Origin of the sequence: Lentzea sp. HUAS TT2 (assembly GCF_051853195.1) — a bacterium.
GTDB lineage: Bacteria > Actinomycetota > Actinomycetes > Mycobacteriales > Pseudonocardiaceae > Lentzea.
Genome location: NZ_CP196667.1, coordinates 8,953,125 through 8,975,157, shown reverse-complemented (window position 1 = coordinate 8,975,157; position 22,033 = coordinate 8,953,125). Strand labels below are relative to the sequence as shown.

Sequence of the window (22,033 nt, the reverse complement as noted above, 5' to 3'; positions counted from 1 at the left end):
GTCAGCCCTCGGAGCACTTGTCGTTGGTGATCCTGAACGTGATCTTGCCGCCCTCGTGCAGGGGAACGGGCACCTTGATGCCTCCCTTGATGACGGTGCAGTCACCCTCGGTGCCCGTGGACCCGTCGACCACCAGGGTGTAGCCGACGCACAGCTTCTTGCCGGGGCAGGCCTCCGTGAGCTGGCCCGAGATGGTGGTCCAGGACAGCGTGAACGGGATCCCGGTCTGCTCCTCGATGGATCCGCGCAGGTCGGAGGTGAGCACCCAGCGGTCCGGGCGTTTCGGCGGCGGTGGGGGCGGCTTCGTCGTCGTGGTGCGGGTCGGCGGGTCCGGCACGGCGGTGGTCGTGGTTGAGGTCGGCGTGGTCGTGAACTCGGATTGCGGCACGGCCTGGGACGTGCCGGGTGATGGCGGCTGACCGCACGCCGTGAGCGTGGCGGCGGCCAGGAGACAGAGGACGGTTGGGCGGTTCATGGCGGATGCCTCCTTTACAGGTAGACGGCCGCCGCCGGCCGCTGAATACACCCGCTTTCCATAGCCCGAAGCTATGGCCAACTGGGATTGGCGGGATCTCTCCGGCACGGGGAAGGGTGGGAGGAAGGACCACTCTGGAAGGACGCGATTTGGCTCGGACACGCCGCGACATGGCGAAACTGGTGGACGCGGACGGTTTCCGCACGTACATCCGCGACGGCTGGGGCGAGTGGGACAGCTCCGTCGACCTCCCTGCCGGCACAGCGGAGGCGGCCGCCGCCCACCGCGCCAGGCTCGTGCAGGCGCTGCCGGGCAAGCGGATCGCGCTGGCCGCCGGGCGCGCGCACGTCCGGTCCAACGACACGTTCCACGAGTTCCGCGCCGACAGCGACTTCGTGTGGCTGACCGGCTGCCAGGTCGAGGGCGCCGTGCTGGTGCTGACCGCCGAGGACGCCACGCTGTTCGTGCCCGTCCCGAGCGAGACCCACAGCGTCGATTTCTTCGGTGACGCCGACCGCAGCCCGTTCTGGATCGGCGCCGCCGCCGGCCCGAAGGAGTGGGGCGAGGCGCTCGGCATCACCGCCCGGCCGATCGAGGACCTGGCGAACGCCCTGCGCGGCCGTCACCCCGAGACGCTCGTCGCCAAGGGTGTCGACCCGCTGCTGGACGCGCTGACCGGCGCGCACAGCGACGAGCTGCGCACGGTGCTCGCCGAGCTGCGCCGCATCAAGGACGACTGGGAGATCGACCAGCTCCGCCAGGCAGTCGACGCGTCGGTCAAGGGCTTCGCCGACGTCGCCATGGAGCTCGGCCAGGCCGTGCGCGGCGGGGGAGAGCGCTGGCTGCAGGGCACGTTCGACCGCCGTGCCCGCACCGAGGGCAAGGGCCCCGGCTACACCTCGATCGTCGCCGCCGGACCGCACGCCCCGGTGCTGCACTGGACGCGCTGCGACGGTCGCGTGAACGACGCCGACCTGCTGCTGCTCGACGCGGGTGTCGAGATGAACTCGCTCTACACCGCCGACGTCACCCGCACGTTCCCGGTGAGCGGCGAGTTCTCCACGGCGCAGCGTCAGGTCTACGACCTCGTGCACGCCTCGCACGTGGCGGCGCTCGCGGAGGTGCGGCCGGGCAACGACTACAGCGCGTTCCACCACACCGCCATGCGCGTGCTCGCCGAGGGCCTGCACGACTGGGGCCTGCTGCCGGTCAGCGTCGACAAGGCGCTGGACCCGCTCGGGCAGCACCACCGCCGCTACATCGTCTGCGGCACCGGGCACTTCCTCGGTCTGGACGTGCACGACTGCGCGGACGCCCGCCAGGAGACCTACCAGCAGGGCATCCTGGAACGCGGCATGGCGCTGACCGTCGAGCCGGGCCTGTACTTCCACCCGAACGACGAGACGCTGCCGCCCGAGCTGCGAGGCATCGGCGTGCGCATCGAGGACGACCTGGTGGTGACGAGCGACGGCGCCGACAACCTGTCGGACTCGCTGCCGATCGCCGCCGACGACGTCAGCGCGTGGGTGCGCAAGCAGCGCTCCTGACCCTGCCTGCTGAGGCGTCTGCAAGTACTACCGACTCCGGGAAGGTGGTACTTGCAGACGCCAAAAGCGTTCCTAAGTGGACGGAGTGGAGCGGGCCCACGCGAACGTGAGTTCCACGGCCCGCTTCCAGTTCGCGTACTCGTCCTCGCGGTGCCGGGCGTCCATCGCCGGGTTCCACCGCGCGGCCAGGTGCCAGTTGCGCCGCAACCCCTCCAGGTCCGGCCAGTACCCGGCGGCGAGCCCCGCGGCGTAGGCGGCGCCCAGCGACACGGTCTCCGCGACCAGGGGCCGCTGCACGGGGATGTCCAGCACGTCCGAGATGAACTGCATCAGCAGGTGGTCGGCGGTCATCCCGCCGTCCACCTTCAGCACCGGCGTCGGCACCCCGAGGTCGGCGTTCATGGCGTCCACGACCTCGCGGGTCTGCCAGCCCGTCGCCTCCAGCACGGCCCGCGCCAGGTGTCCCTTGTTGATGTACGAGGTCAGCCCGACGACGAGCCCGCGCGCCTGGGAGAGCCAGTGCGGCGCGAACAACCCGGAGAACGCCGGCACGATGTAGCAGCCGCCGTTGTCCTTCACCGTGCGCGCCAGGGTCTCGATCTCCGGTGCGGAGTGGATCAGCCCGAGGTTGTCGCGGAACCACTGCACCAGCGACCCGGCGACGGCGATCGAACCCTCCAGCGCGTACGCCGGCTCGCCGCCGATCTGGTAGCCGATCGTCGTCAGCAGCCCGTGCTTCGACCGCACCAGTTCGGGTCCCGTGTTCATCAACAGGAACCCGCCGGTGCCGTACGTGCCCTTGATCGACCCCTTCTCGAAACAGGTCTGCCCGAACAACGCCGCGTGCTGGTCTCCCAACGCTGCCGCGATCTTGATGCCCGGGACCACGCGGGTCGTGACACCGCTGATCTCCGTCGACGGCCGGATCTCCGGCAGCATCGACGACGGCACGCCGAAGAACCCCAGCAGCATCGGATCCCATTGCCGTGTCGAGAGGTTCATCAGCATCGTCCGCGACGCGTTGGTCACGTCCGTGACGTGCAGGCCGCCGTTGACCCCGCCGGTGAGGTTCCAGATCAGCCAGGTGTCCATGGTGCCGAACAGGACGTCGCCGCGGTCGGCCTTCGCACGCAGCCCGGCCACGTTGTCGAGCATCCACCGCAGCGACGGCGCGGAGAAGTAGGTCGCGAGCGGCAGGCCGCAGCGGTCGCGGACCTCCTCGAGTCCGGGCTTCTTGCCCAGTTCGGTGACGACGTCCTCGGTGCGGATGTCCTCCCAGACGATCGCGCGTCCGATCGGGACACCCGTGTGCCGGTCCCACAGCACGAACGTCTCGCGCTGGTTCGTGATGCCCATCGCGACGACCTGGTCGGCGGTGATCCCCGCCTGCCGCAACGCCTGCGGCACGATCCGGTCGACGTTGCGCCAGATCTCCACGGCGTCCTGCTCCACCCAGCCCGGCCGCGGGTGGTACTGCCGGTGCTCGCGCTGGGCGACCGCGACGAGGCGGGCGTTCTGGTCGAACACGATGCAGCGCGTCGACGTCGTCCCCTGGTCGATCGCCATTACGAACCGTTGCACGGCGAGCCCCTCAGTTCTCGTCGACAAGCGAAGTGGTGACTGATTCCGCGGCCTGCACTACCTGGCGCACCAGCGTCGCACGCGGACGGCCGGCCGAGTCGCACAGCCGGTCCGCCGCGCCGGAGATGCCGATCGCGCCGATCACGAGCCCGCCGGGGATGCGGATGGGCGCGGCGATGCTGGCCTCGCCCGGCATGTACTCCTCCGCCTCGCCCGCCCAGCCCTGCCCGCGCACCTCCGTCAGCACGCGCTCGAGCATCTGGGTGCGCGTGATCGTCCTGCGCGTCAACGACGTCAGCTCCCGCCGGCGCACGGCCGCCGACAGGTCCGGGTCGTAGGCCAGCAGCACCTTGCCGAGCGCGGTGGCGTGCAACGGCAGCATCGCGCCGATGCCGAGTGTTTGCACAGAGTCATCGGGCCGGAACACGTGGTGCACGACGAGCACGGCGCCGTCGTGGTGCATGCCGATCCGCACCTCCTGGCCCGACCTCGCGGCGAGCGTGTCGGCCCAGTTGATCGATCGAGAACGCAGCTCGTTGGCGTCGAGGTAGGACGTTCCCAGGTGCAGCAGTGCCGCGCCGAGCCGGTAGCGGCCCGTCGTCTGGTCCTGCTCGACGAACTCGACCCGTTGCAGCGTGCGGAGAATCCCGTGCGCGGTGCCCCGCGCCAGACCGAGCGAGTCGGCTATCTCCGTGAGACCGTGGTGGCCGGAGCCGCGCGCCAGGAGCCGCAGCACGGCTGCGGCTCGTTCGATCGACTGGATGGGTCCCGGCACGCGTGAAACGTAATTGAGACGACCCGTGTCGGCAATGTCGAACGCGTAGGGCGGGCATCACGCCTGGACACGGGCCTGAAACGCCTTGTCTGCGCGCAGCGTGACCGGTCGGTCACACCTTCGGTGGTAGCAGGTGTCGACATTGTCGAACCGCACCTGTTGAACAGCTGTTCAGGCAGTCATACGTTCCGCCTCAATCACCACGTGGTGATCAGCCGTTCAAAGACGAATGGGAGGCCAGCGTGGGTCTCGGGTCAGTGTTCCTCAGCGAGGTGCTCGGTACGGGCGTCCTGCTGTTGCTGGGTGCGGGCGTGGTGGCCAACGTGCTGCTCGCCAAGTCGAAGGGCTTCGACGGCGGGTGGCTGTTGATCAACTTCGGCTGGGGCCTCGGTGTCTTCGCCGGTGTGTACGTCGCCTACAAGTCGGGCGCGCACCTCAACCCGGCGGTGACGGTGGGCATTCTCACCAGCGGTGCGGCCGAGTACGCCCCTGGTGTTCCGGTCAGCTTCGGCTCGACGCTCATCTACTTCGCCGGTGAGTTCCTCGGCGCCTTCCTCGGTGCCGTGCTCGCGTGGCTCGCCTACAAGCCGCACTTCGAGGAGACGCCCGACCACGGTCTCAAGCTCGCCGTGTTCTCCACGGGCCCGGCGATCCGCAGCTACACCTGGAACCTGGTGTGCGAGATCATCGGCACCTTCGTCCTGGTCTTCGTGATCCTCGCGTTCGGCAAGACGCCGACCCAGATCGGCCCGCTGGCCGCCGCACTGCTGGTCGTCGGCATCGGCGCCTCCCTCGGTGGCCCCACCGGCTACGCGATCAACCCGGCCCGTGACCTCGGTCCGCGCATCGCGCACGCCCTGCTTCCCATGGGCTACAAGGGCACCGAGGGCGAGGCCATCGGCAAGAAGGACTCCGACTGGGGTTACTCCTGGGTGCCGGTCGTCGGCCCGATCATCGGTGGCGCGCTCGCCGGTGTGATCGCTTCGCTCGCGTTCTGACGCTGACCATCCGGAAAGGACTTCTTCGATGTCGCAGTACGTTCTCGCCGTCGACCAGGGCACGACCAGCACGCGGGCGATCATCTTCGACCACAGCGGCTCCATCGTCGCCGTGGGCCAGAAGGAGCACGAGCAGATCTTCCCGCGTGCCGGCTGGGTCGAGCACAACCCGGTGGAGATCTCCGAGAACACCCGGTTCGTGATCGGCCAGGCGCTCTCCACCGCCGACCTCAACACCGGCGACCTCGCCGCCGTCGGCATCACCAACCAGCGCGAGACCGCGGTGGTGTGGGACAAGAACACCGGCGAACCCGTCTACAACGCGATCGTCTGGCAGGACACCCGCACCCAGGCGATCGTCGAGGAGCTCGGCGCCCTCGGCGGCGGTGCCGACCGCTACAAGGCGAAGGTCGGCCTGCCGCTCGCGACCTACTTCTCCGGCCCCAAGATCCGCTGGATCCTCGACAACGTCGAGGGCGCCCGTGAGCGCGCCGAGGCCGGCGACCTGCTGTTCGGCAACACCGACACGTGGACGCTGTGGAACCTCACCGGCGGCCCCAACGGCGGTGTGCACGCCACGGACGTCACCAACGCGTCGCGGACCATGCTGATGGACCTCGACACGCTGCAGTGGGACGCGGAGATCGCCTCGGACATGGGCATCCCGCTGTCCATGCTGCCGGAGATCCGGTCCTCCTCCGAGGTGTACGGCACCGGCGGCCCCGGCGGCGTGCTGAAGGGCGTGCCGATCGCGGGCATCCTGGGCGACCAGCAGGCCGCCACGTTCGGCCAGGTCTGCTACGAGCCCGGCACCGCCAAGAACACCTACGGCACCGGCAACTTCATGTTGCTCAACACCGGTACCGAGAAGGTCGCCTCGAAGAACGGTCTGCTCACGACCGTCTGCTACAAGATCGGTGACGAGGCCCCCGTCTACGCGCTGGAAGGCTCCATCGCCGTCACCGGCTCGCTGGTGCAGTGGCTGCGCGACAACCTCGGCATCATCGGCTCGGCCGCGGAGATCGAGACGCTCGCGAAGACGGTCGACGACAACGGTGGCGCGTACTTCGTGCCGGCGTTCTCCGGTCTGTTCGCGCCGTACTGGCGAGCGGACGCGCGGGGTGCGGTCGTCGGCCTGACCCGGTTCGTCAACAAGGGTCACCTGGCGCGGGCCGTGCTGGAGGCGACGGCGTTCCAGACCCGCGAGGTGCTGGACGCGATGAACGCCGACTCCGGTGTGCCGCTGACCGAGCTGAAGGTCGACGGCGGCATGGTCGCCAACGAGCTGCTGATGCAGTTCCAGGCGGACGTGCTGGACGTTCCCGTCGTGCGTCCGGTCGTCGCCGAGACGACCGCGCTCGGTGCCGCGTACGCCGCCGGCCTGGCCGTCGGTTACTGGTCGGGGCTCGACGAGCTGCGCGCCAACTGGGCAGAGGACAAGCGCTGGACGCCGGAGCTCGACTCCGACGAGCGCGAGCGCGAGTACCGCAACTGGAAGAAGGCCGTCACCAAGTCGTTCGACTGGGTCGACGCCGACGTTCGCTGACTTCTTTCTTTAGGAGCTGAAGAAGTTGTTCGCAAGGCTGGATCCGGCTCGGCGTGCCCGTTCCCTGGAGACGTTGGGCAGCACGGAGTTCGACGTCCTCGTCGTCGGAGGCGGGGTGGTCGGCGCGGGCGCTGCACTCGATGCGGCGGCGCGCGGCCTCTCCGTCGCCCTGGTCGAGGCCGACGACTGGGCGGCGGGCACGTCGAGCCGGTCCAGCAAGCTCGTCCACGGCGGGCTGCGCTACCTGGAGCAGCTGGAGTTCAAGCTGGTCAGGGAAGCTCTGAAGGAACGCGGGTTGTTGCTGCGCCGGCTCGCACCGCACCTGGTGCGGCCGGTGCCGTTCCTCTTCCCGTTGAAGAAGCAGTGGGAACGCGCCTACGTCGGCGCGGGCGTGATGTTGTACGACTCGATCGGCGGCGCCGGGGCGGTGCCGATGCACCGGCACTTGTCGCGCCGCAAGATGGCCGCTCTGGGCCCGTCGCTGGACTCCGACGCGTTCGCCGGCGCCATTCGTTACTACGACGCGCAGATGGACGACGCGCGGCTCGTCACGACTCTCGTCCGCACGGCCGCCCAGCACGGTGCGACCGTGGTGTCGCGGGCACGGGTCACGTCGTTGCTGCGAACCGATGGCCGGGTGTCCGGTGCCTCGGTGCGCGATGAGCTGACGGGCGTGACGCACGTGGTGCGGGCGCGGCGGGTCATCAGCGCCACCGGTGTGTGGACCGATTCGCTGAACTCGATGTCGCCCGGCACACCGCCGTTCCACGTGCGGATGTCCAAGGGCGTGCACGTGCTGGTGGAGCGGTCGAAGATCCAGTTGGACGGCGGGCTGATCACGCAGACCGAGAAGTCGGTGCTGTTCGTGATCCCGTGGGGTGCTTACTGGATCATCGGCACGACGGACACGCCGTACTCCGGCTCGCCCGAGGACGTGGTCGCCACTGCCGAGGACGTCTCGTACATCCTCGACCACGTCAACGCCGTGCTGCGGTCTCCGCTGACCGTGGACGACGTCGTCGGCACGTACGCGGGTCTGCGGCCGTTGCTCGCCGGGGCCTCCAGCGACACCTCGAAGCTGTCCCGTGAACACGCGGTGGCCCAGCCGGAGCCGGGGTTCTTCGTGATCGCGGGCGGCAAGTACACGACCTACCGCGTGATGGCCGCCGACGTCGTGAACGCCGCGGTCTCCGGGTTGGGACGCGCGGTGGCACCTTCCCTGACCGCCAGGCTGCCGTTGTGCGGCGCCGTCGGTTTCCAAGAGCTGTGGGCGGACCGGGCTCGAGTCGCTGTGGAGTCCGGCCTGCCCACGTCCACTGTGGAGCGTCTGCTGCGCCGGTACGGTTCCGCCGTGTCCGACGTGCTGGCGATGATCGCGCAGGAACCCTCGTTGGCCGAGCCCGTCGCGGGGTACCTGGCGGCGGAGATCGTCTACGCCGTGACGCACGAGGGCGCGCTGGGGCTGGAGGACGTGCTCGCGCGGCGGACGCGGATCGCCATGGAGCACCTGGACTTCGGTGCCTCGGTCGCCGGTGAGGTCGCCGACCTGATCGCCGGTCCGCTGGGGTGGTCTTCGGCTGAACGTGGTGCTGCTGTTGAGGCTTATCGGGCTCACACGGAGTTGGCGGCGAGATGAGATGGACAGCGCGGAGCTGATCGAGAGGTTGCGGCGGGAAGGTGGCTTCCGGCTGCTCCCGCTGCTGGGGAACACCGGGCAGGTCGCAGGGGTGCACCTGTCCCGGTTCCTCCCCGGCGGGCAGCTCGACGTGATCCAGGCGTGGGACGAGCGGTGGGCCGTGTGGGCCCGGATGCCCGACCTGCTGGATCCCGCCGCGCCGTTCGCCGGGCCCGGGGGAGGGGTCGTGCAGAGCGGCCCGTTCGCCCGCGTGGTCTCGCCGTTGCTGCCGATCCAGGCCGGGTCGCTCGAGCCCTGAGGTGCTGGTTCAACCCGGACTTACCGCCGCTTAGGCGCGGGGCGCGAGTGTGCTGGACATGATCAGAGCACTCGCGCTGGCCCTGCTGGCCGTCGTCGCGACCGCCCCTGCCGCGCACGCCGCCAGCCCGGTCGGCCTGACCGACGGCTTCTACGTCGACCCGGACTCCAACCCCGCCGTGTGGGTGCGCGACCACTCCGGCGACGGCCGCCAGGCCGCGATCAGGGCGAACATCGCCAGCAAGCCGATCGCCCGCTGGTTCGGGGCCTGGAGCGGCGACATCAAGACCTCGGTGTCGGCCTACGTGAACAAGACCGGCACCAAGCTGCCCGTGCTGGTCGCCTACAACATCCCCGGCCGCGACGCGTGCGGCGGCCACTCCGGCGGCGGCGCGGGGACGCCCGAGGCCTATCGGACCTGGATCTCCTCCTTCGCCTCCGCCATCGGCACGCGCCCGGCCGTGGTGGTGATCGAGCCCGACTCGCTGGCGGACTTCAACTGCATGGACGCCGCCAAGACCGCCGAGCGGACGGCGATGATCAAGTACGCCACCGAGCAGTTCAAGGCCAAGGCACCCAACACGTGGGCGTACCTCGACGCGGGCAACGCGCAGTGGGTGCCCGCCGCGACCATGGCCGCCCGCCTGGACTCCGCGGGCGTGCGCAACGTGCGCGGCTTCTCGATCAACGTGTCGAACTACCACACCACCGCGGCCTCGACGGCCTACGGCGACTCGGTCAGCGGCTCACTTCCCGGTTACACCAAGCCGTACGTGATCGACACCAGCCGCAACGGCAACGGCCACAACGGCGAGTGGTGCAACCCCGGCGGCCGCAGGCTCGGCACGCCCGCCCGCACCGGTGGCGGCGCGGAGATGTTGTTGTGGGTCAAGGTTCCCGGCGACTCGGACGGCCGGTGCGGCAAGGCACCCGGCGTCGACGCCGGCAAGTTCGACCCGCAGCTCGCGTTCGACCTGGTGTACGGCTACTGAGTCCTGGCCAGGGCGCGCAACGGTGTGGGCCCGCGGTACTCCGCGAGCTTGCGCCGCGTCTGGTTCTCGTCCAGGGCGACCTCGTCGAGCAGCTCGAAGAGCTTCCTGCTCCGTTCGACGGCGGCCTCGCCCTGGGCGAAGACCTTGGCCAGGTCGGACTCCGAGTACACGAGCGGCGGCGCCTTCTCGAACTCGAACAGCGTGCACGTCGACTGGAACGCCGCCGTGGCCGCCTCTTCCGGCACGATGCGGACGATGGAGGAGTTCGCGAGCAGCCACACGTACTGCTCCTCCATCACCTGCTCGCTGCCGAGCCGCATCCGCAGCGCCAGCTCGTGCAGGTAGAAGACGCACTTGGGGCCGTTGGGGCGGCGCATGACCGCCTGCCTGTCCAGGTCCTCGATCGGCTGCCCGGTCGCGGCCTGCAGGGCGCGCGCGTAGTGCGGTGTCTGCAGGAGGCTGTTGACGGACAGGATGTCGTACGCAGTGATGCCGGTGGCCATCGCCTCCGTCATCGCGAGCGTGCGGAGGTTGCCCGGTTCCTGCGCGAGGTACGGGTCGAAGGCGTTGTGGTAGCGGCGAAGGAAGTCCTCGAAGAAGTCGATGTCCTTGCCGCACACGGTGAGGTACTGCGCGAGGTCGATGTCCGTGCCCCTGATCTTGCCGTGCTCGAGGTTGGAGACCTTGCTCGGGTCCCAGCCGAGCTGCAGCGCCATCGCGCGGCCCCTCAAGCCGGTGAACCTCTGCCGGAGACGGCGCAGTTCGTCGCCCAGATCCCTGCTGTACGCGGTGGAAGTCGTCACTGTCACGACTTCGAACGTATGGGTTGGAATCACTCCATGATACGGGCTCGTTCGGGTGAAAACGCGGCGCTTCTCGCTAGTTCTCGTCGAGCAGCTTGCGGAGCTCGGCCTCGAAGTCGACGTAGTCGTTCTCGCAACCGGGGGCGACCACGTCGTAGGTGGAGTTCAGGAACTCCTGCAGCTCGGACGACTGCACGTGGAACACGGCGTGCGACACGTCGGAGCTCAGCTCGAGCACGGCGGTGGTGGAGTTGTGGGGCCGCAGCCGCACATCGCCCGCACCACTGGTGGTGATCAACCCGTCGGCGAGCAGGTCGCGGCTCACGAGCCACACGGTCTCCTGGCGTCCCATGCGGAACGTCATGGTCACGGCGTGCGGGTCGTCGGCGCGGTAGCCGAGTTCGACGTCGACGGGCAACGGGCGCCCCGACGGAGCGATGAAGGCGAATGTCGAGTCGGCGCCCACTCGTGTCACGTTCCTCATGCCCCCTTAGACGTCCGGCAGCCTCCGTGGATGCCTCGATCAGGAAAAGCGATCGGAACGTGATTTTCAATGGTCCCCAAGTATGACTTTTGACAAGTGGCTGCTCCTGCCTGGTGAGACGGGTTCGTCAGCGCGTTCTGACCTGGGGTTTTGTGTTCTTTGTGCTGGTCGGGTTCGGTCATCTGTGGATGGGGTCACCAGGTGAGACGGACCGGATCCTGGGATAGGTGAGGTCGCTACCTTAAATTCCACTTAAAAGTGAACGCGCTTTCTGTAGTCAATTCGGCACGGAAGGTGACCTACCGCATCTCGTTGAGCGAGGCGACGAGCGTCGCCGCTCCGGCGCGGACGTCGGCGGGCCGGGCGCTGTCGTTCGCGAGCTCCTGACACCGGGCGAGGTACGTCGCCCGGACCTGTGTGAACGGTCCGACCGCGGTGTGGAACGCGTCGTGGACGTGGTCGATCTGGCTGTAGTCGGCCGCGGCGGCGGCCGCGCAGGCGATCGCCAGAGCCTCCGCGTCGGTGCTGCGGAACAACGCTTCGGCTGTCTCCTGCACGACGAGGGTGTTCTCCGGGTCGAGCGCGAGCCCGAGCAGCACCGGGCGGGCCTCGGGAAGATCGACGAAGCTCGCGAGGGCACGACCCGCGTCGGCCCGGTCCTGGCAGTCGGAACCGGCCGCGAGGGTGATCAGCGCGGCGACGGCGGCCTGCCGTGCGTCGAGGTCCACGTCAGGCCGGGTTTCCGCGCGGACGCAACCGACCACCCGGCAACGGCGGCGCCGGCAACCGATCCCCGGGATACCCCACCACCCGCCCGAACCGGTCGGTCTCCGCCTGCCACTCCTCCCGGAACGCGGCGATCTCGTCGTGCGTGCGCCCGATGAAGTTCCACCACATGACGATCTCCTCCCCGAACGGCACCCCACCCAGCAGCACGACCCGCGCACCGGCGACCGACGACAAAGTCAGCGTCGACCGACCGGTGCCGATGTACCCGAGCGAGCCGGGGTCGAGGACGGTCGAGCCCAGCGTCACGTCCCCGGTGTCCAGCAGGACGCCGTGCTCGAACGACGGGTCGACGTCCAGCGTCACCGAGGCGCCGGCCGACACCTCGATCTCGACGCCGAGCAGGGGAGTGAAGGTGCGGACCGGGGACGTCGAGCCCGCCAGCGAGCCGAGGAACACGCGTGCCGAGGCGCCGTCCAAGGTCACGTGAGGCGGGACGTAGTGCTGGAAGTCGCGGGGTGCGTCGCGCTCGGAGTCGGGCAGGGCCAGCCAGAGCTGCACGCCGTGGAGGACAGAAGAAGACTGAGTGGACTGTTCGGAGTGGCAGATGCCGCTGCCGCCCGTCATCAGGTTGAGCTCGCCGGGGCGGATGAAAGCGTGGACGCCGTGGCTGTCGCGGTGCTCGATCTCGCCGGTGAACAGCCAGCTGACGGTCTGCAGTCCCGTGTGGGGGTGTGGGGCCACGTCCATGCTGACGTCGTCCGGGCCGTAGTGGTCGCAGAAGCACCACGCGCCGATGAGCGACCGTTGCTTCTGGGGGAGCGTTCGGCGCACGGACATCGCTCGCGGGCCGCCCAGGGGGACGTCCCGCGGCGCCAGCACTTCCACGCCGCCGGGGGAGGAGATGCACGTCAACTCTGCGGGCTCGGCCTCGACATTGCTCACGCCGGTGATCGTATGCGGTTCAGCCGACTCACAGCTCGTTCTTGCCCTGGCTTCAGAGTCGCCGTCGAGCATGGGACGAGTCGAGAGCGAAGGAGCGTCACGTGGACGTCGACCCGAACACCGCCAGCGGATCCCGCTGGAAGCTCCCCGACGACAGGTTCGGCACGCGGGGCGAGTTGCCGGGGCAGGACGGGCAGGGGACATGACGCCGGAGACCAGGCGAAGACGTCCGCTCGACTCCGGGGTGCGGGGCGTCGCCATCGGGCTCCTGTGGGCGGGACTGGCGCTCGTGACGTACTGGTGGGCCGCGGGCGGTGGGATCGGCGACCTCGGTGGCTGGGAGTCCGGACTGAACTCGCTGGGCCGCCTCACCGGTCTGCTCGGGTCGGACCTGCTGCTCGTGCAGGTGCTGCTGATGGCCCGGTTGCCGGTGCTGGAACGGGCGTTCGGCCAGGACCGCCTGGTCGCGGTGCACCGGCTCACCGGCTTCACCTCGTTCAACCTCGTGCTCGCGCACCTGGTGCTGATCACATGGGGGTACGCGGCTGGCGACCTGACGCGGTTTCCGGCCCAGCTCTGGGAACTCGTCGTCGACTACCCGGCGATGCTGCTCGCGCTCGCGGGCACCGCATGTCTGGTGCTGACCGTCGTCACGAGCGTCCGGGCGGCCCGCGCGAAGCTGCGTTACGAGTCGTGGCACCTGCTGCACCTCTACGGCTACCTCGGCGTCGGGCTCGCGCTGCCGCACCAGCTGTGGACCGGACAGGAGTTCCTCACCTCGGCGGCGGCCACCGTCTACTGGTGGACCCTGTGGGCGGTCGCGCTGGTCGCGGTGCTGGTGTGGCGGCTCGGGCTGCCGTTGTGGCGCAACGCGCGGCACCGTCTGCGCGTGACGTCGGTCGTCCAGGAGGACGACGACGTCGTGTCGGTCTACCTGACCGGGCAGGACCTCGGCAGGATGCCGGCGCTGGCCGGGCAGTTCTTCGGCTGGCGGTTCCTGAACCGCGCGGGGTGGACGCGCGCCAACCCGTACTCGCTGTCGGCCGCGCCGGACGGTCGCAGCCTGCGCATCACCGTGCGGGCGCTCGGCGACGGCAGCACGGCGCTGCGTGAGCTGAGTCCCGGCACGCCCGTGCTGTTCGAAGGTCCGTTCGGCAGGCTCACCGATCGCGCGCGAACCCGCCGCAAGATCGCGTTGATCGGAGCAGGTGTCGGCGTGGCGCCGCTGCGTGCGCTCGCGGAAGGGCTCGGGTACGGGCCGGGGGAGGCGGTCCTGCTGCACCGCTTCGCGCGACGCCCGCTGTTCGCGACCGAGTTCGGCGTGCTGGCGCGCGAACGCGGCCTGCGCGTCGTCGATCTGCCTGGCCACCGCAGGTCGGCCGGCTCGTGGCTGGGCGACGGCGTGCCGGTCGACGACCTGTCCGCGCTGCGGCACCTCGTACCGGACATCGCCGAGCGTGACGTCTACGTGTGCGGGCCCGCGCCGTGGGCGGAATCCGTGACCCGCGCCGCGAATGCCGCGGGTGTCCCCGCGGACCGCGTCCACGTCGAGGAGTTCAGGTGGTGACCGGGTGAAGCGCGTACTGGTCTGGCTCATGAGCACGGCGGCCGCCGTCGTCCTGCTGTTCGGGTACCGCACCTCGTTGTCCGGGCCGATGACGACGGCCACCCAGCCGCTCGCCGGGAGCACCGGCACGTCGTCCGGCGGCGCGAACACGGTGACGGGTCCCGCTGTCGACACGCGCTGGGGCGCGGTCCAGGTGCAGATCACCCTGGACGGCGGCAAGATCACCGCCGTCACCGTGCCGCGGTACCCGGACGGCAACCGCAAGGACGAGCAGATCAACGCTCGCGCGCTGCCGATCCTCGTGGAGGAGACGTTGCGGGCGCAGAGCGCCGACATCGACACGGTCAGCGGGGCGACCGTCACCAGCGAGGGCTACGTCGAGTCGTTGCAGGCCGCCCTCGACCAGGCGGGCGGGTGATCTTCGTAGACTGTGCGCGGGGGTAGGAATGGATCTTCGCGCGCACGTGTCGGGCAGCGGGTACGAGCTCGACGACGCACAGCTGGCGGTCATCGACCGGCTGACGGAACTCGCCGGACGGAACCGGGGTGTCTACCTGCACGGGCCGGTCGGCCGCGGCAAGAGCTTCCTGGCGGACGCGTTGTTCGACGTGTTGCCGGAGCCCAAGAAGCGCGTGCACTTCCACGCGTTCTTCCAGGAGCTGCACCGGCGGATCTCCGAACGGCTGCACGAGCGCGGCGCCGTCGCCAGGGCGGTGCGGGAGCTGGTCGGACGGGCGAAGGTGCTGGCGTTCGACGAGCTGCACGTGCACGACGTCGGCGACGCGATGTTGATGACGCGGTTGTTGGAAGCGCTCCGGAAGCAGGGCGTGATGATCATCGCCACCTCCAACTACCCGCCGGACGGGTTGTTGCCAGACCCGCTGTACCACGACCACTTCCTGCCCGGCATCGCGTTGGTCAAGGAACTCATGGAGGCGGTGGAGCTCAACGGCGGCAAGGACTACCGGCACCTGCACGGCGCACCGAGGTCGCGGTTCGAGACCGGTGAGATCACCACCACGACCCGGCTGCCCGCCACACCGCGGACCCTCGACGTCAACGGCCGCGGCATCACCGCGCTCGGCACCGACGGCACGAAGGTCTGGTTCGACTTCGGCGACCTGTGCGAGAAGCCCACCTCGACGCAGGACTACCTGGTGCTGACCGGCACCTACGACGACTGGGTGATCACGGATGTCCCTGCGCTGCACACCCGCGATCGTGAGGCCCGGCAACGGTTCGCGAACGTCGTGGACGTGCTGGTGGACGCCGACGTCAGGCTGACACTGGTGAGTGATCACGTGCTCGCGGACATCATCGGCGGCGAGGTGCGTGACCTCGCCCGCACCGCCAGCAGGCTGGAACTGATCAACACGACCGGGTGAACAGTTGGGCCGCCTCCACCGCCGATAGGAAGCACAACCCCTGTCGTAGGAGCAGCAAGTGATGATGGTGCGCGCCCGCGTCGGCCGACTCGTGGAGAGCAACCGGTTCCAGATGTTCATCATCGGCGTGATCGTGGTCAACGCGATCACCCTGGGAGCCGAGACGTCGACCGTCCTGCAAGCGAAGTTCGGTCCGCTGTTGACGACGATCGACCACCTGGCGCTGGCGATCTTCACGGCCGAGCTCGCTGCCCGGCTGTACGCGTTCGGCTGGAAGTTCTTCAAGGACCCGTGGAACGTCTTCGACTTCATCATCGTGGGCATCGCGCTGATCCCGGCAGCGGGACCGCTGTCGGTGCTGCGCAGCCTGAGGATCCTGCGCGCGCTGCGGCTCGTCGCGATGGTGCCGAGCATGCGCCGGGTCGTCACGGCGCTGGTGCGGTCGATCCCCGGGCTGGTGTCGTTGTCCGGACTGCTGGTGCTGCTCGTCTACATCGGTGGCGTGATCGCGAGCAACCTGTTCGGCGACACCGGCGACCCGCGGTTCACCGGGCTGGGCCCGACGTTGCTGACGCTGTTCCAGATCACCACGGGCGACGGCTGGTCGGACGTCATGCGCGACCTGATGGAGCAGAAGCCCTACGCGTGGATCTTCTTCCTGGTCTACCTGATGGTCGGGACGTTCACGATGCTCAACCTGTTCATCGCCGTGGTGTGCAGCGCGATGCAGGAGGAGGTCACGTTGCCCGCACCTCGGTCCGCGAGCCACGACGACCTGCTGCTGCAGGAGGTTCGCGCGCTCAGGGAAGAAGTGCGGGCGATGCGTCAGAACGCCTAGAGAACTAGCCAGGGATCCCGATCGGCGACGCCGCCGTACACCGATCGGGACCCCTGCAACCCCCGCCTTCTACGGGGTGACCGGGATGTTCGACACGCCCTTCTTGGCCTTGGTGGCCGTGTTCGAGGCGTGGACGACATTCGGGTTGGCCTTGCACTTCGACGTGGACGACACGTACACCACGTACTCGCCGACGTTGCCGAGGTCGGACCTGTTGTTCCGCCACACGTTCCCGCAGCCGTTGCCGAAAGCGGGCGTGGTGCCCGGGTTGTGCGTCTCGTAGCCGTTCTTGAACGTGCCGGGCGAGGAGAAGGTGCCGGTGTTGTTCTCGATCCGGTAGTCGAAGCCCTTCACGTCGATCCACGAGTCGGCGGAGTTCGCGCCGGAGATCCCGGTGCCGTTGAACGTGTTGCCGCTGATCAGGCCGCCCTGCGTGCCTTCCTTGACGTCGATGTGCTCAGCCGACACACCAGGGCCGATCCTGTTGTCCAGCACCTGCACGCGGTCGGACTTGTCGACGCCGCCGGAGTTGCCGTGGCACTTCCAGTTCGAGTTCGCGGAGCCGATGTAGACGCCCTCGCCGTAGTCCTTCGTCACGACGCCGGTGTCGGTGATCGTCGAGTTCTTGATCACGCCGTCCGCGGAGGAACGCCGGAAGTGCACGCCTTCCTCGTCGGTCCTGCGCACGGTCACGCCGTCGATCGTGACGTGGTGGGAGTTGTCGAGGACGATGCCCTTCTTCGACTCCGCCACCGTGATGCCCTTGATGTTCCAGTAGGGCGCGTTGTACAGCCACAGGCCGTAACCCGAGTCCCAGCCCGCGGTCGGCACCGGGCAGGACGGGGCCGTGCCGGACGGGCCGTCGTTGACCAGCACCGCCGACGAGGGCCCGGTGAGCGTGATCGGGTTGCTCGACGTGCCGGCCTTCTGCGAGACGAACGAACCGCGGTAGGTGCCTGCCGCCAGCTGGATGACGTCGCCCGCCTTGGCGTTGAGCAGCGCGGCCTTGAGCTGGTCGGCGTTGGACACCGGGATCGTGGCCTGGGCGCCGAAGTTGTCCTCAGTGGACCCCGCGGCGAAGTTCACCGGGATGTTCTTGAGGAACAACGACTTCGCCGAGTCGGTCTTGGTCGCGTCGACGCCGTGGCCGCCGGTGTAGTCGCGCTGCTCGTTCTTCGCCCAGTCCGCGATGGCGGTGCCACCGACGTCCAGGTGCTTGTACGCGCTGCCGTTCCAGCCGAACTGGTAGATCCGCGACTTCTCGCTGTAGAAGGCGTCGTAGGAGCCACCGGTCGACAGCTGCTTCGTCATGCCGTTGTTGAAGAACACGTTGCGCGGGCCGGAGGCGCCGGACCACTTGACGGCCTTCTTGCCGGCGCCCCACCAGATCGGGAACCAGTTCGAGTCGTCGGGCCCGCCGCCGCCCTCCTCGCCGCAGTTCGCACGGCAGTTGCCGGAGCGGTGCGCATAGGAGACCTTCACGCTGTTGTTCTCGAACAGGTTGTTGCGCTCCCAGCCGCCGTGCAGGTTCAGGTCGGAGTCGAAGTCGTTGCCGATCACGACGTTGCCGGAGGCGGACCACTGGAAGGTGAAGTGGCGCAGGTTGCGGGAGGTGTTGCCGGCGTAGAGCGAGTCCCACACCCGTGAGCCGCGGAAGTAACCGTTGCCGCCCTTGCCCTTGTTCCACGAACCGTCGAGGTAGTTGTCGACGATCTGCAGGTTCTTCGCTTCCTCGGTGACGATCGGGTGCGACCCGGTCATCTCCGCGCGGATGCCCTTCACCCACGAGTTCGCCGCCCACTTGAAGACGATGCCGTGCATCTCGTCCGCGGGAGCCATGTTGCCGTAGTTGTCGACGGCCTCGGCGGGGTCGAGGTTCGGCATCGCCTGCGTGAAGCCGAAGTTCTCGAACCCGACGCCGAGGACCGGGTCCACCAGCGGCGAGACCTTCGAGTCGTACGGCGTCCCGCCGATCGCCGGTGAACCGTCCGATGTGGAGTTGACGGGGACGTCGAACTCGAGCGGCTTGTCGAGTGTGACGGTGGTGCCCGAGACCGAGGCGACGGTGAAGATCTGCTGCCGCATGTGCATGTTCAGCATCGGGAACTCGGTGCCGGTCGCCTGCTGCTGCTCGTAGAACTTGACCGAGTTGGCGGCACGGACGTTGACCAGCATGCCCGCCTTGATCGCGCCGGCGGAGGCGACCTTGACGGTGCGGTCACCGGCCTTGGCGGCCGCGCTCACCTTCGCACCGGCCTTCCAGTGCACGTTGACCGTGCCCTCGAAGATGTCCTTGCGGTTCTCCGGCGCCGCCGCGTAGTCGCTGGCGTAGCTCGAGTGCACGCCGCGCGACTGGACCCGGAACAGGCCGCGGCCAGGCCACAGCCAGCCGCCCTTGCCCTGACCGGACGTCATCCCGTCCTCGTCCCAGTCGGAGCCGTCCGGCGTGAGGGAGTCGTAGCGGGTGTTCGCGTCGGGCGTGTAGACGATCTTCGTGGCGGTCGCGCCGGCACCCCTGATGATCAGGTAGTCGGCGTCGACGTGGAGCTCCTCGGAGACCTTCAGCTGGCCCGCCGGCAGCGTGATGGTGCTGAGCTTGGTGTAGCTCGCGCTGGGTGAGCACTGCGTCCTGATCGCGTCGATCGCGGCCTGGAGCCCCGCCGTGTCGTCGGCCGCGTCATTCGGGCGGACGTTGAACCGGGAAGCGAGTTCCGCCGCCGTGACCTGACAGGTGGTGCTCGGGTTGACCTCATTGTTTCCCGGCAGCACACCATTGCCGCGATACCCGGCTTTCGACCAGTCGTACATGCCGGAAATAGGTGCGCGCCGGTTGCCCGACGAGACGTCCAGGCCTGTCAGCGCAGGTGCGGCGATCGCCGTGGCAGCGGGAACGGTCAGGGAACCTGTCAGGAGCAGGGATAGCAGGGGCAGGGAGGTTCGCATCATTGATTACCCTCGTTTGGCAGGGCGGGGCCATTTATTTGTAGTAGAGGTGTAGACCTCTGTCAAACTTTCACATTCATGAAATAGATAATGATGCAATGGTTTTCAGTAACCGTTCTTGCCCGATCGGACAGTTCCTGGGGCAGCTCACGCGTCTGAATCGTGCGAGTTGATCGAGGCGGCCGCGCTCCGGAGGGCTCGGATGAGGCCTTGCGGGCCATGTACCGGGATTTTTTCTCCAGCCCGCGTGGAATCCCGGCTCGCCCTGTCATCCGGTTGGTCGCAGAGAACCCACGAAAGAGCGGATGGCGGCCCGCGTGCACGGGTTATGGGGTCTACCGGAACGCGGTGCGGTGCCCACCCGTTCGTGTCCGAACCAAGCCTGAACGGCGGATCGCTGGTTGGGCCATCAGCTGCAAAGGTCAGTTCCTGTTCGGCAGTGAGCGTTCCAACGACAGGAGCCACCCAGACCATGGCGAGCCCCACTGTGAAGCCGGTTCTGCGCACCGACTACCAGCGTTCCGTCGCGGACTACTGGAACAAGGAGAAGGACCCGGTCAACATCAAGCTCGGCGAGGTGGACGGTCTCTACCACCACCACTACGGGCTCGGCCAGTACGACCCCGCGGTGCTGGAGGCCCCGCCGGCGGTGCGCGACCAGGCGATCATCGCCGAGATGCACCGGCTCGAGACCGCCCAGGCCGAGGTGCTGCTGGACGCGTTCGGCGACGTTCCCGTGCGCGGTCACCTGATGGACGGCGGATCCGGCCGCGGCGGCACGAGCTTCATGGCCAACGCCCGGTTCGGCGCACTGATCGACGGCGTCAGCATCTCCGAGGAGCAGGTGGCGTTCGCCAACAACCAGGCGATCGAGCGTGATGTCGCCGACCAGGTCCGGTTCCACTTCAAGAACATGCTCGACACCGGCTTCGAGACCGGCTCGTTCAACGGCATCTGGACCAACGAGACCACGATGTACGTGGACCTCCAGCAGCTGTACGGCGAGTTCGCGCGGCTGATCGCACCCGGCGGCCGGTACGTCTGCATCACCGGCTGCTCCAACGACCTGACGGGCCTGCGCTCGCGGGCGGTCAGCCAGATCGACCAGCACTACATCTGCAACATCCACCCGCGCAGCGAGTACTTCAGGGCGTTGGCGGACAACGGGTTCGTGCCGATCAGCGTTGTTGACCTGACGCCGGAGACCATCCCGTACTGGGAGCTGCGCGCGCAGTCGTCGGTCGCGACCGGTGTCGAGGACCCGTTCCTCACCGCCTACAAGGAAGGGTCGTTCCACTACCTGCTGATCGTGGCGGACCGCATCTGATGCGCGATCTCTTCACCGGGCCGTCCGGGCTGGGCACCTCTGCTGCCCGGCTCGGGCGGCCCGAGGCCGTGCCCCTGCCCGCCGAGCCGGGCTACGCGGAACGCCCGTGGGGCGACGGCACCGCGCCGCCGCTGTACGTGCCGGTCCTCGAACGCGAGAACGCCGTGCTCGCGGCCGCCGTGGACAAGCGGCTCGTCGCGTGGGCGGAGGGGTGCGGATTCGAGGAGCCCGAACGGTTCCTGGGCGGCATGTTCGGCCGGCTCGCGGTGCTGACCCACGTGGACACCGACGACGTCGAGCAACTGCTGATCGCGGCGAAGCTGAACGCGGCGTGGTGGGCCGCCGACGACCTCTACGCCGACAGCACCGAGATGGGCGCGATCCCGGCCGAACTGCCGCCGCGCCTGGCCCTGGCGATGGCCGCGATGGACCCGGTGGCCCCCGCAGCCGAGTTCACCGCGGAGCTGGAGGACACGCTCGCGGCCGACCCGGTGCTCGTCGGCCTGCGCTCGGGCATCGCCCACCTCACGTCGCGCAGCACGGCGACCGTGGTGCAACGGGTCTGCTACTCGACGTTCGCGATGTTCGTGTCCTGGAGCGCCTACGCGGCCTGGCGGCACACCGGTAACTACCCGCCCGCGTGGCAGTACCTCGCGACGAGGCAGCACGACACCTTCTACACGTCGATGACGCTGATCGACGCCGTCGGAGGCTACGAACTGCCCGCGCCGCTGTACTACGACCCGCGCGTGCGGCAGCTGCTCACCGCGGCGGGCACGGCGTCGGTCATGGTGAACGACCTGGTGTCGGTGGAGAAGGACGCCGCCGACGAGAAACCGGTCTGCAACATGGTGCTGCAGATCGCCGCCGACCGGGAGTGCTCGATCGCCGAGGCCACCGCACGGACCGTGGAGCTGCACAACCAGCTGGTGCGCGACTTCGAGGCAGGGCACAAGGCGTTGCTCGCGGTGCCGTCGGTGGAGCTGCACCGGTTCCTGAAGGGCACCAAGGCCTGGATGGGCGGCGGCTTCGAATGGCACACCACGCATCCACGCTACAAATAGGGGAAATGCCTCCCGACCGCGACGACGGTGCCACGTCGACGCGCCACCTGCGCGCGCTGCCCGGGCCGGGCAGCCGTGCTGGTGGTCTGTGGAGCTGATCCCGC

The 22,033-nt window shown here is 68.7% G+C and carries 20 protein-coding genes; 12 read left to right on the top strand and 8 right to left on the bottom strand.

Going from position 1 to position 22,033, the window contains the following annotated elements; translation table 11 throughout:
* Position 1: 1 nt before the first annotated feature.
* Complete coding sequence (locus tag ACSHWB_RS42600) at positions 2-475, bottom strand: hypothetical protein (protein ID WP_439659004.1); 474 nt, start codon at positions 473-475, stop codon at positions 2-4.
* 170 nt (positions 476-645) lie between these two features.
* Here ACSHWB_RS42600 and ACSHWB_RS42595 point away from each other — a divergent pair, with 170 nt between their 5' ends.
* The gene (locus ACSHWB_RS42595; RefSeq protein ID WP_439659003.1) at positions 646-2,022 is read left to right on the top strand and encodes an aminopeptidase P family protein; all 1,377 of its coding nucleotides are present in this window, start codon (positions 646-648) and stop codon (positions 2,020-2,022) included.
* 72 nt (positions 2,023-2,094) lie between these two features.
* Here the strand turns inward: ACSHWB_RS42595 and glpK (ACSHWB_RS42590) are convergent, their stop codons facing one another.
* On the bottom strand, positions 2,095-3,588 hold the full coding sequence (glpK, locus tag ACSHWB_RS42590) for a glycerol kinase GlpK (RefSeq protein ID WP_439664770.1): 1,494 nt from the start codon (positions 3,586-3,588) through the stop codon (positions 2,095-2,097).
* 25 nt (positions 3,589-3,613) lie between these two features.
* Entirely contained in the window at positions 3,614-4,378 is a 765-nt protein-coding gene (locus tag ACSHWB_RS42585) for an IclR family transcriptional regulator (protein WP_439659002.1), read from the bottom strand.
* A 242-nt stretch (positions 4,379-4,620) separates the two neighbouring features.
* Here ACSHWB_RS42585 and ACSHWB_RS42580 point away from each other — a divergent pair, with 242 nt between their 5' ends.
* Genes ACSHWB_RS42580 through ACSHWB_RS42560 form a run of 5 tightly spaced genes read left to right on the top strand, consistent with a single transcriptional unit; the run spans position 4,621 to position 9,847 of the window.
* Positions 4,621-5,376: an MIP/aquaporin family protein gene (locus tag ACSHWB_RS42580; protein WP_439659001.1), complete on the top strand. Its 756-nt coding sequence runs from the start codon at positions 4,621-4,623 to the stop codon at positions 5,374-5,376.
* Positions 5,377-5,404: 28 nt separating this feature from the next.
* Entirely contained in the window at positions 5,405-6,922 is a 1,518-nt protein-coding gene (gene glpK, locus ACSHWB_RS42575; RefSeq protein ID WP_439659000.1) for a glycerol kinase GlpK, read from the top strand.
* Between the two features lie 25 nt (positions 6,923-6,947).
* Positions 6,948-8,558 carry a glycerol-3-phosphate dehydrogenase gene (glpD, locus tag ACSHWB_RS42570; RefSeq protein ID WP_439658999.1) on the top strand — a complete coding sequence of 537 codons (1,611 nt, stop codon included), beginning with the start codon at positions 6,948-6,950 and terminating at the stop codon, positions 8,556-8,558.
* Position 8,559: 1 nt separating this feature from the next.
* Positions 8,560-8,856 (top strand): hypothetical protein, encoded by a 297-nt coding sequence (locus ACSHWB_RS42565; RefSeq protein ID WP_439658998.1) that lies wholly within the window; start codon positions 8,560-8,562, stop codon positions 8,854-8,856.
* Positions 8,857-8,914: 58 nt separating this feature from the next.
* A complete protein-coding gene (locus tag ACSHWB_RS42560; RefSeq protein ID WP_439658997.1) occupies positions 8,915-9,847 on the top strand; it encodes a glycoside hydrolase family 6 protein in 933 nt (310 codons plus the stop codon).
* On the opposite strand, the gene ACSHWB_RS42555 is transcribed toward ACSHWB_RS42560, so the two are convergent.
* The 4 genes from ACSHWB_RS42555 to ACSHWB_RS42540 all read right to left on the bottom strand — a co-directional run bounded on the left by ACSHWB_RS42555 (position 9,841) and on the right by ACSHWB_RS42540 (position 12,805).
* Positions 9,841-10,656, bottom strand: coding sequence for a helix-turn-helix domain-containing protein (locus tag ACSHWB_RS42555; RefSeq protein ID WP_439658996.1), 816 nt, complete (start codon positions 10,654-10,656; stop codon positions 9,841-9,843). The genes ACSHWB_RS42560 and ACSHWB_RS42555 overlap by 7 nt on opposite strands.
* Positions 10,657-10,726: 70 nt before the next feature.
* Complete coding sequence (locus ACSHWB_RS42550) at positions 10,727-11,134, bottom strand: SsgA family sporulation/cell division regulator (RefSeq protein WP_439658995.1); 408 nt, start codon at positions 11,132-11,134, stop codon at positions 10,727-10,729.
* Positions 11,135-11,433: 299 nt separating this feature from the next.
* Positions 11,434-11,862 carry a hypothetical protein gene (locus ACSHWB_RS42545; protein WP_439658994.1) on the bottom strand — a complete coding sequence of 143 codons (429 nt, stop codon included), beginning with the start codon at positions 11,860-11,862 and terminating at the stop codon, positions 11,434-11,436.
* Position 11,863: 1 nt separating this feature from the next.
* Positions 11,864-12,805: a pirin family protein gene (locus tag ACSHWB_RS42540; protein WP_439658993.1), complete on the bottom strand. Its 942-nt coding sequence runs from the start codon at positions 12,803-12,805 to the stop codon at positions 11,864-11,866.
* Between the two features lie 202 nt (positions 12,806-13,007).
* Here ACSHWB_RS42540 and ACSHWB_RS42535 point away from each other — a divergent pair, with 202 nt between their 5' ends.
* The 4 genes from ACSHWB_RS42535 to ACSHWB_RS42520 all read left to right on the top strand — a co-directional run bounded on the left by ACSHWB_RS42535 (position 13,008) and on the right by ACSHWB_RS42520 (position 16,595).
* Positions 13,008-14,372 (top strand): ferredoxin reductase family protein, encoded by a 1,365-nt coding sequence (locus ACSHWB_RS42535; protein WP_439658992.1) that lies wholly within the window; start codon positions 13,008-13,010, stop codon positions 14,370-14,372.
* 4 nt (positions 14,373-14,376) lie between these two features.
* A complete protein-coding gene (locus ACSHWB_RS42530) occupies positions 14,377-14,790 on the top strand; it encodes an FMN-binding protein (RefSeq protein ID WP_439658991.1) in 414 nt (137 codons plus the stop codon).
* A gap of 28 nt (positions 14,791-14,818) precedes the next feature.
* Positions 14,819-15,757 (top strand): cell division protein ZapE, encoded by a 939-nt coding sequence (gene zapE / locus ACSHWB_RS42525; protein ID WP_439658990.1) that lies wholly within the window; start codon positions 14,819-14,821, stop codon positions 15,755-15,757.
* A gap of 61 nt (positions 15,758-15,818) precedes the next feature.
* Complete coding sequence (locus ACSHWB_RS42520; RefSeq protein ID WP_439664769.1) at positions 15,819-16,595, top strand: ion transporter; 777 nt, start codon at positions 15,819-15,821, stop codon at positions 16,593-16,595.
* Positions 16,596-16,664: 69 nt separating this feature from the next.
* Here ACSHWB_RS42520 and ACSHWB_RS42515 read toward each other — a convergent pair whose 3' ends face one another.
* The gene (locus ACSHWB_RS42515) at positions 16,665-19,541 is read right to left on the bottom strand and encodes a right-handed parallel beta-helix repeat-containing protein (RefSeq protein ID WP_439658989.1); all 2,877 of its coding nucleotides are present in this window, start codon (positions 19,539-19,541) and stop codon (positions 16,665-16,667) included.
* Between the two features lie 469 nt (positions 19,542-20,010).
* Between ACSHWB_RS42515 and ACSHWB_RS42510 the strand changes: the two genes are divergently transcribed.
* Complete coding sequence (locus ACSHWB_RS42510; RefSeq protein WP_439658988.1) at positions 20,011-20,865, top strand: geranyl diphosphate 2-C-methyltransferase; 855 nt, start codon at positions 20,011-20,013, stop codon at positions 20,863-20,865.
* Complete coding sequence (locus ACSHWB_RS42505) at positions 20,865-21,929, top strand: family 2 encapsulin nanocompartment cargo protein terpene cyclase (RefSeq protein ID WP_439658987.1); 1,065 nt, start codon at positions 20,865-20,867, stop codon at positions 21,927-21,929. Before ACSHWB_RS42510 ends, ACSHWB_RS42505 begins: the two co-directional genes overlap by 1 nt.
* The last annotated feature ends 104 nt before the right edge of the window (positions 21,930-22,033 follow it).

Bases quoted from the DNA above. Each gene is read 5' to 3' on its own strand.
- ACSHWB_RS42550 (WP_439658995.1), bottom strand. From the start codon at position 11,134: ATGAGGAACGTGACACGAGTGGGCGCCGACTCGACATTCGCCTTCATC.
- ACSHWB_RS42520 (WP_439664769.1), top strand. From the start codon at position 15,819: ATGATGGTGCGCGCCCGCGTCGGCCGACTCGTGGAGAGCAACCGGTTC.
- glpK (WP_439659000.1), top strand. From the start codon at position 5,405: ATGTCGCAGTACGTTCTCGCCGTCGACCAGGGCACGACCAGCACGCGG.
- ACSHWB_RS42560 (WP_439658997.1), top strand. From the start codon at position 8,915: ATGATCAGAGCACTCGCGCTGGCCCTGCTGGCCGTCGTCGCGACCGCC.
- ACSHWB_RS42595 (WP_439659003.1), top strand. From the start codon at position 646: ATGGCGAAACTGGTGGACGCGGACGGTTTCCGCACGTACATCCGCGAC.
- ACSHWB_RS42505 (WP_439658987.1), top strand. From the start codon at position 20,865: ATGCGCGATCTCTTCACCGGGCCGTCCGGGCTGGGCACCTCTGCTGCC.
- ACSHWB_RS42535 (WP_439658992.1), top strand. From the start codon at position 13,008: ATGACGCCGGAGACCAGGCGAAGACGTCCGCTCGACTCCGGGGTGCGG.
- ACSHWB_RS42515 (WP_439658989.1), bottom strand. From the start codon at position 19,541: ATGATGCGAACCTCCCTGCCCCTGCTATCCCTGCTCCTGACAGGTTCC.
- zapE (WP_439658990.1), top strand. From the start codon at position 14,819: ATGGATCTTCGCGCGCACGTGTCGGGCAGCGGGTACGAGCTCGACGAC.
- ACSHWB_RS42565 (WP_439658998.1), top strand. From the start codon at position 8,560: ATGGACAGCGCGGAGCTGATCGAGAGGTTGCGGCGGGAAGGTGGCTTC.
- ACSHWB_RS42600 (WP_439659004.1), bottom strand. From the start codon at position 475: ATGAACCGCCCAACCGTCCTCTGTCTCCTGGCCGCCGCCACGCTCACG.
- glpK (WP_439664770.1), bottom strand. From the start codon at position 3,588: ATGGCGATCGACCAGGGGACGACGTCGACGCGCTGCATCGTGTTCGAC.
- ACSHWB_RS42510 (WP_439658988.1), top strand. From the start codon at position 20,011: ATGGCGAGCCCCACTGTGAAGCCGGTTCTGCGCACCGACTACCAGCGT.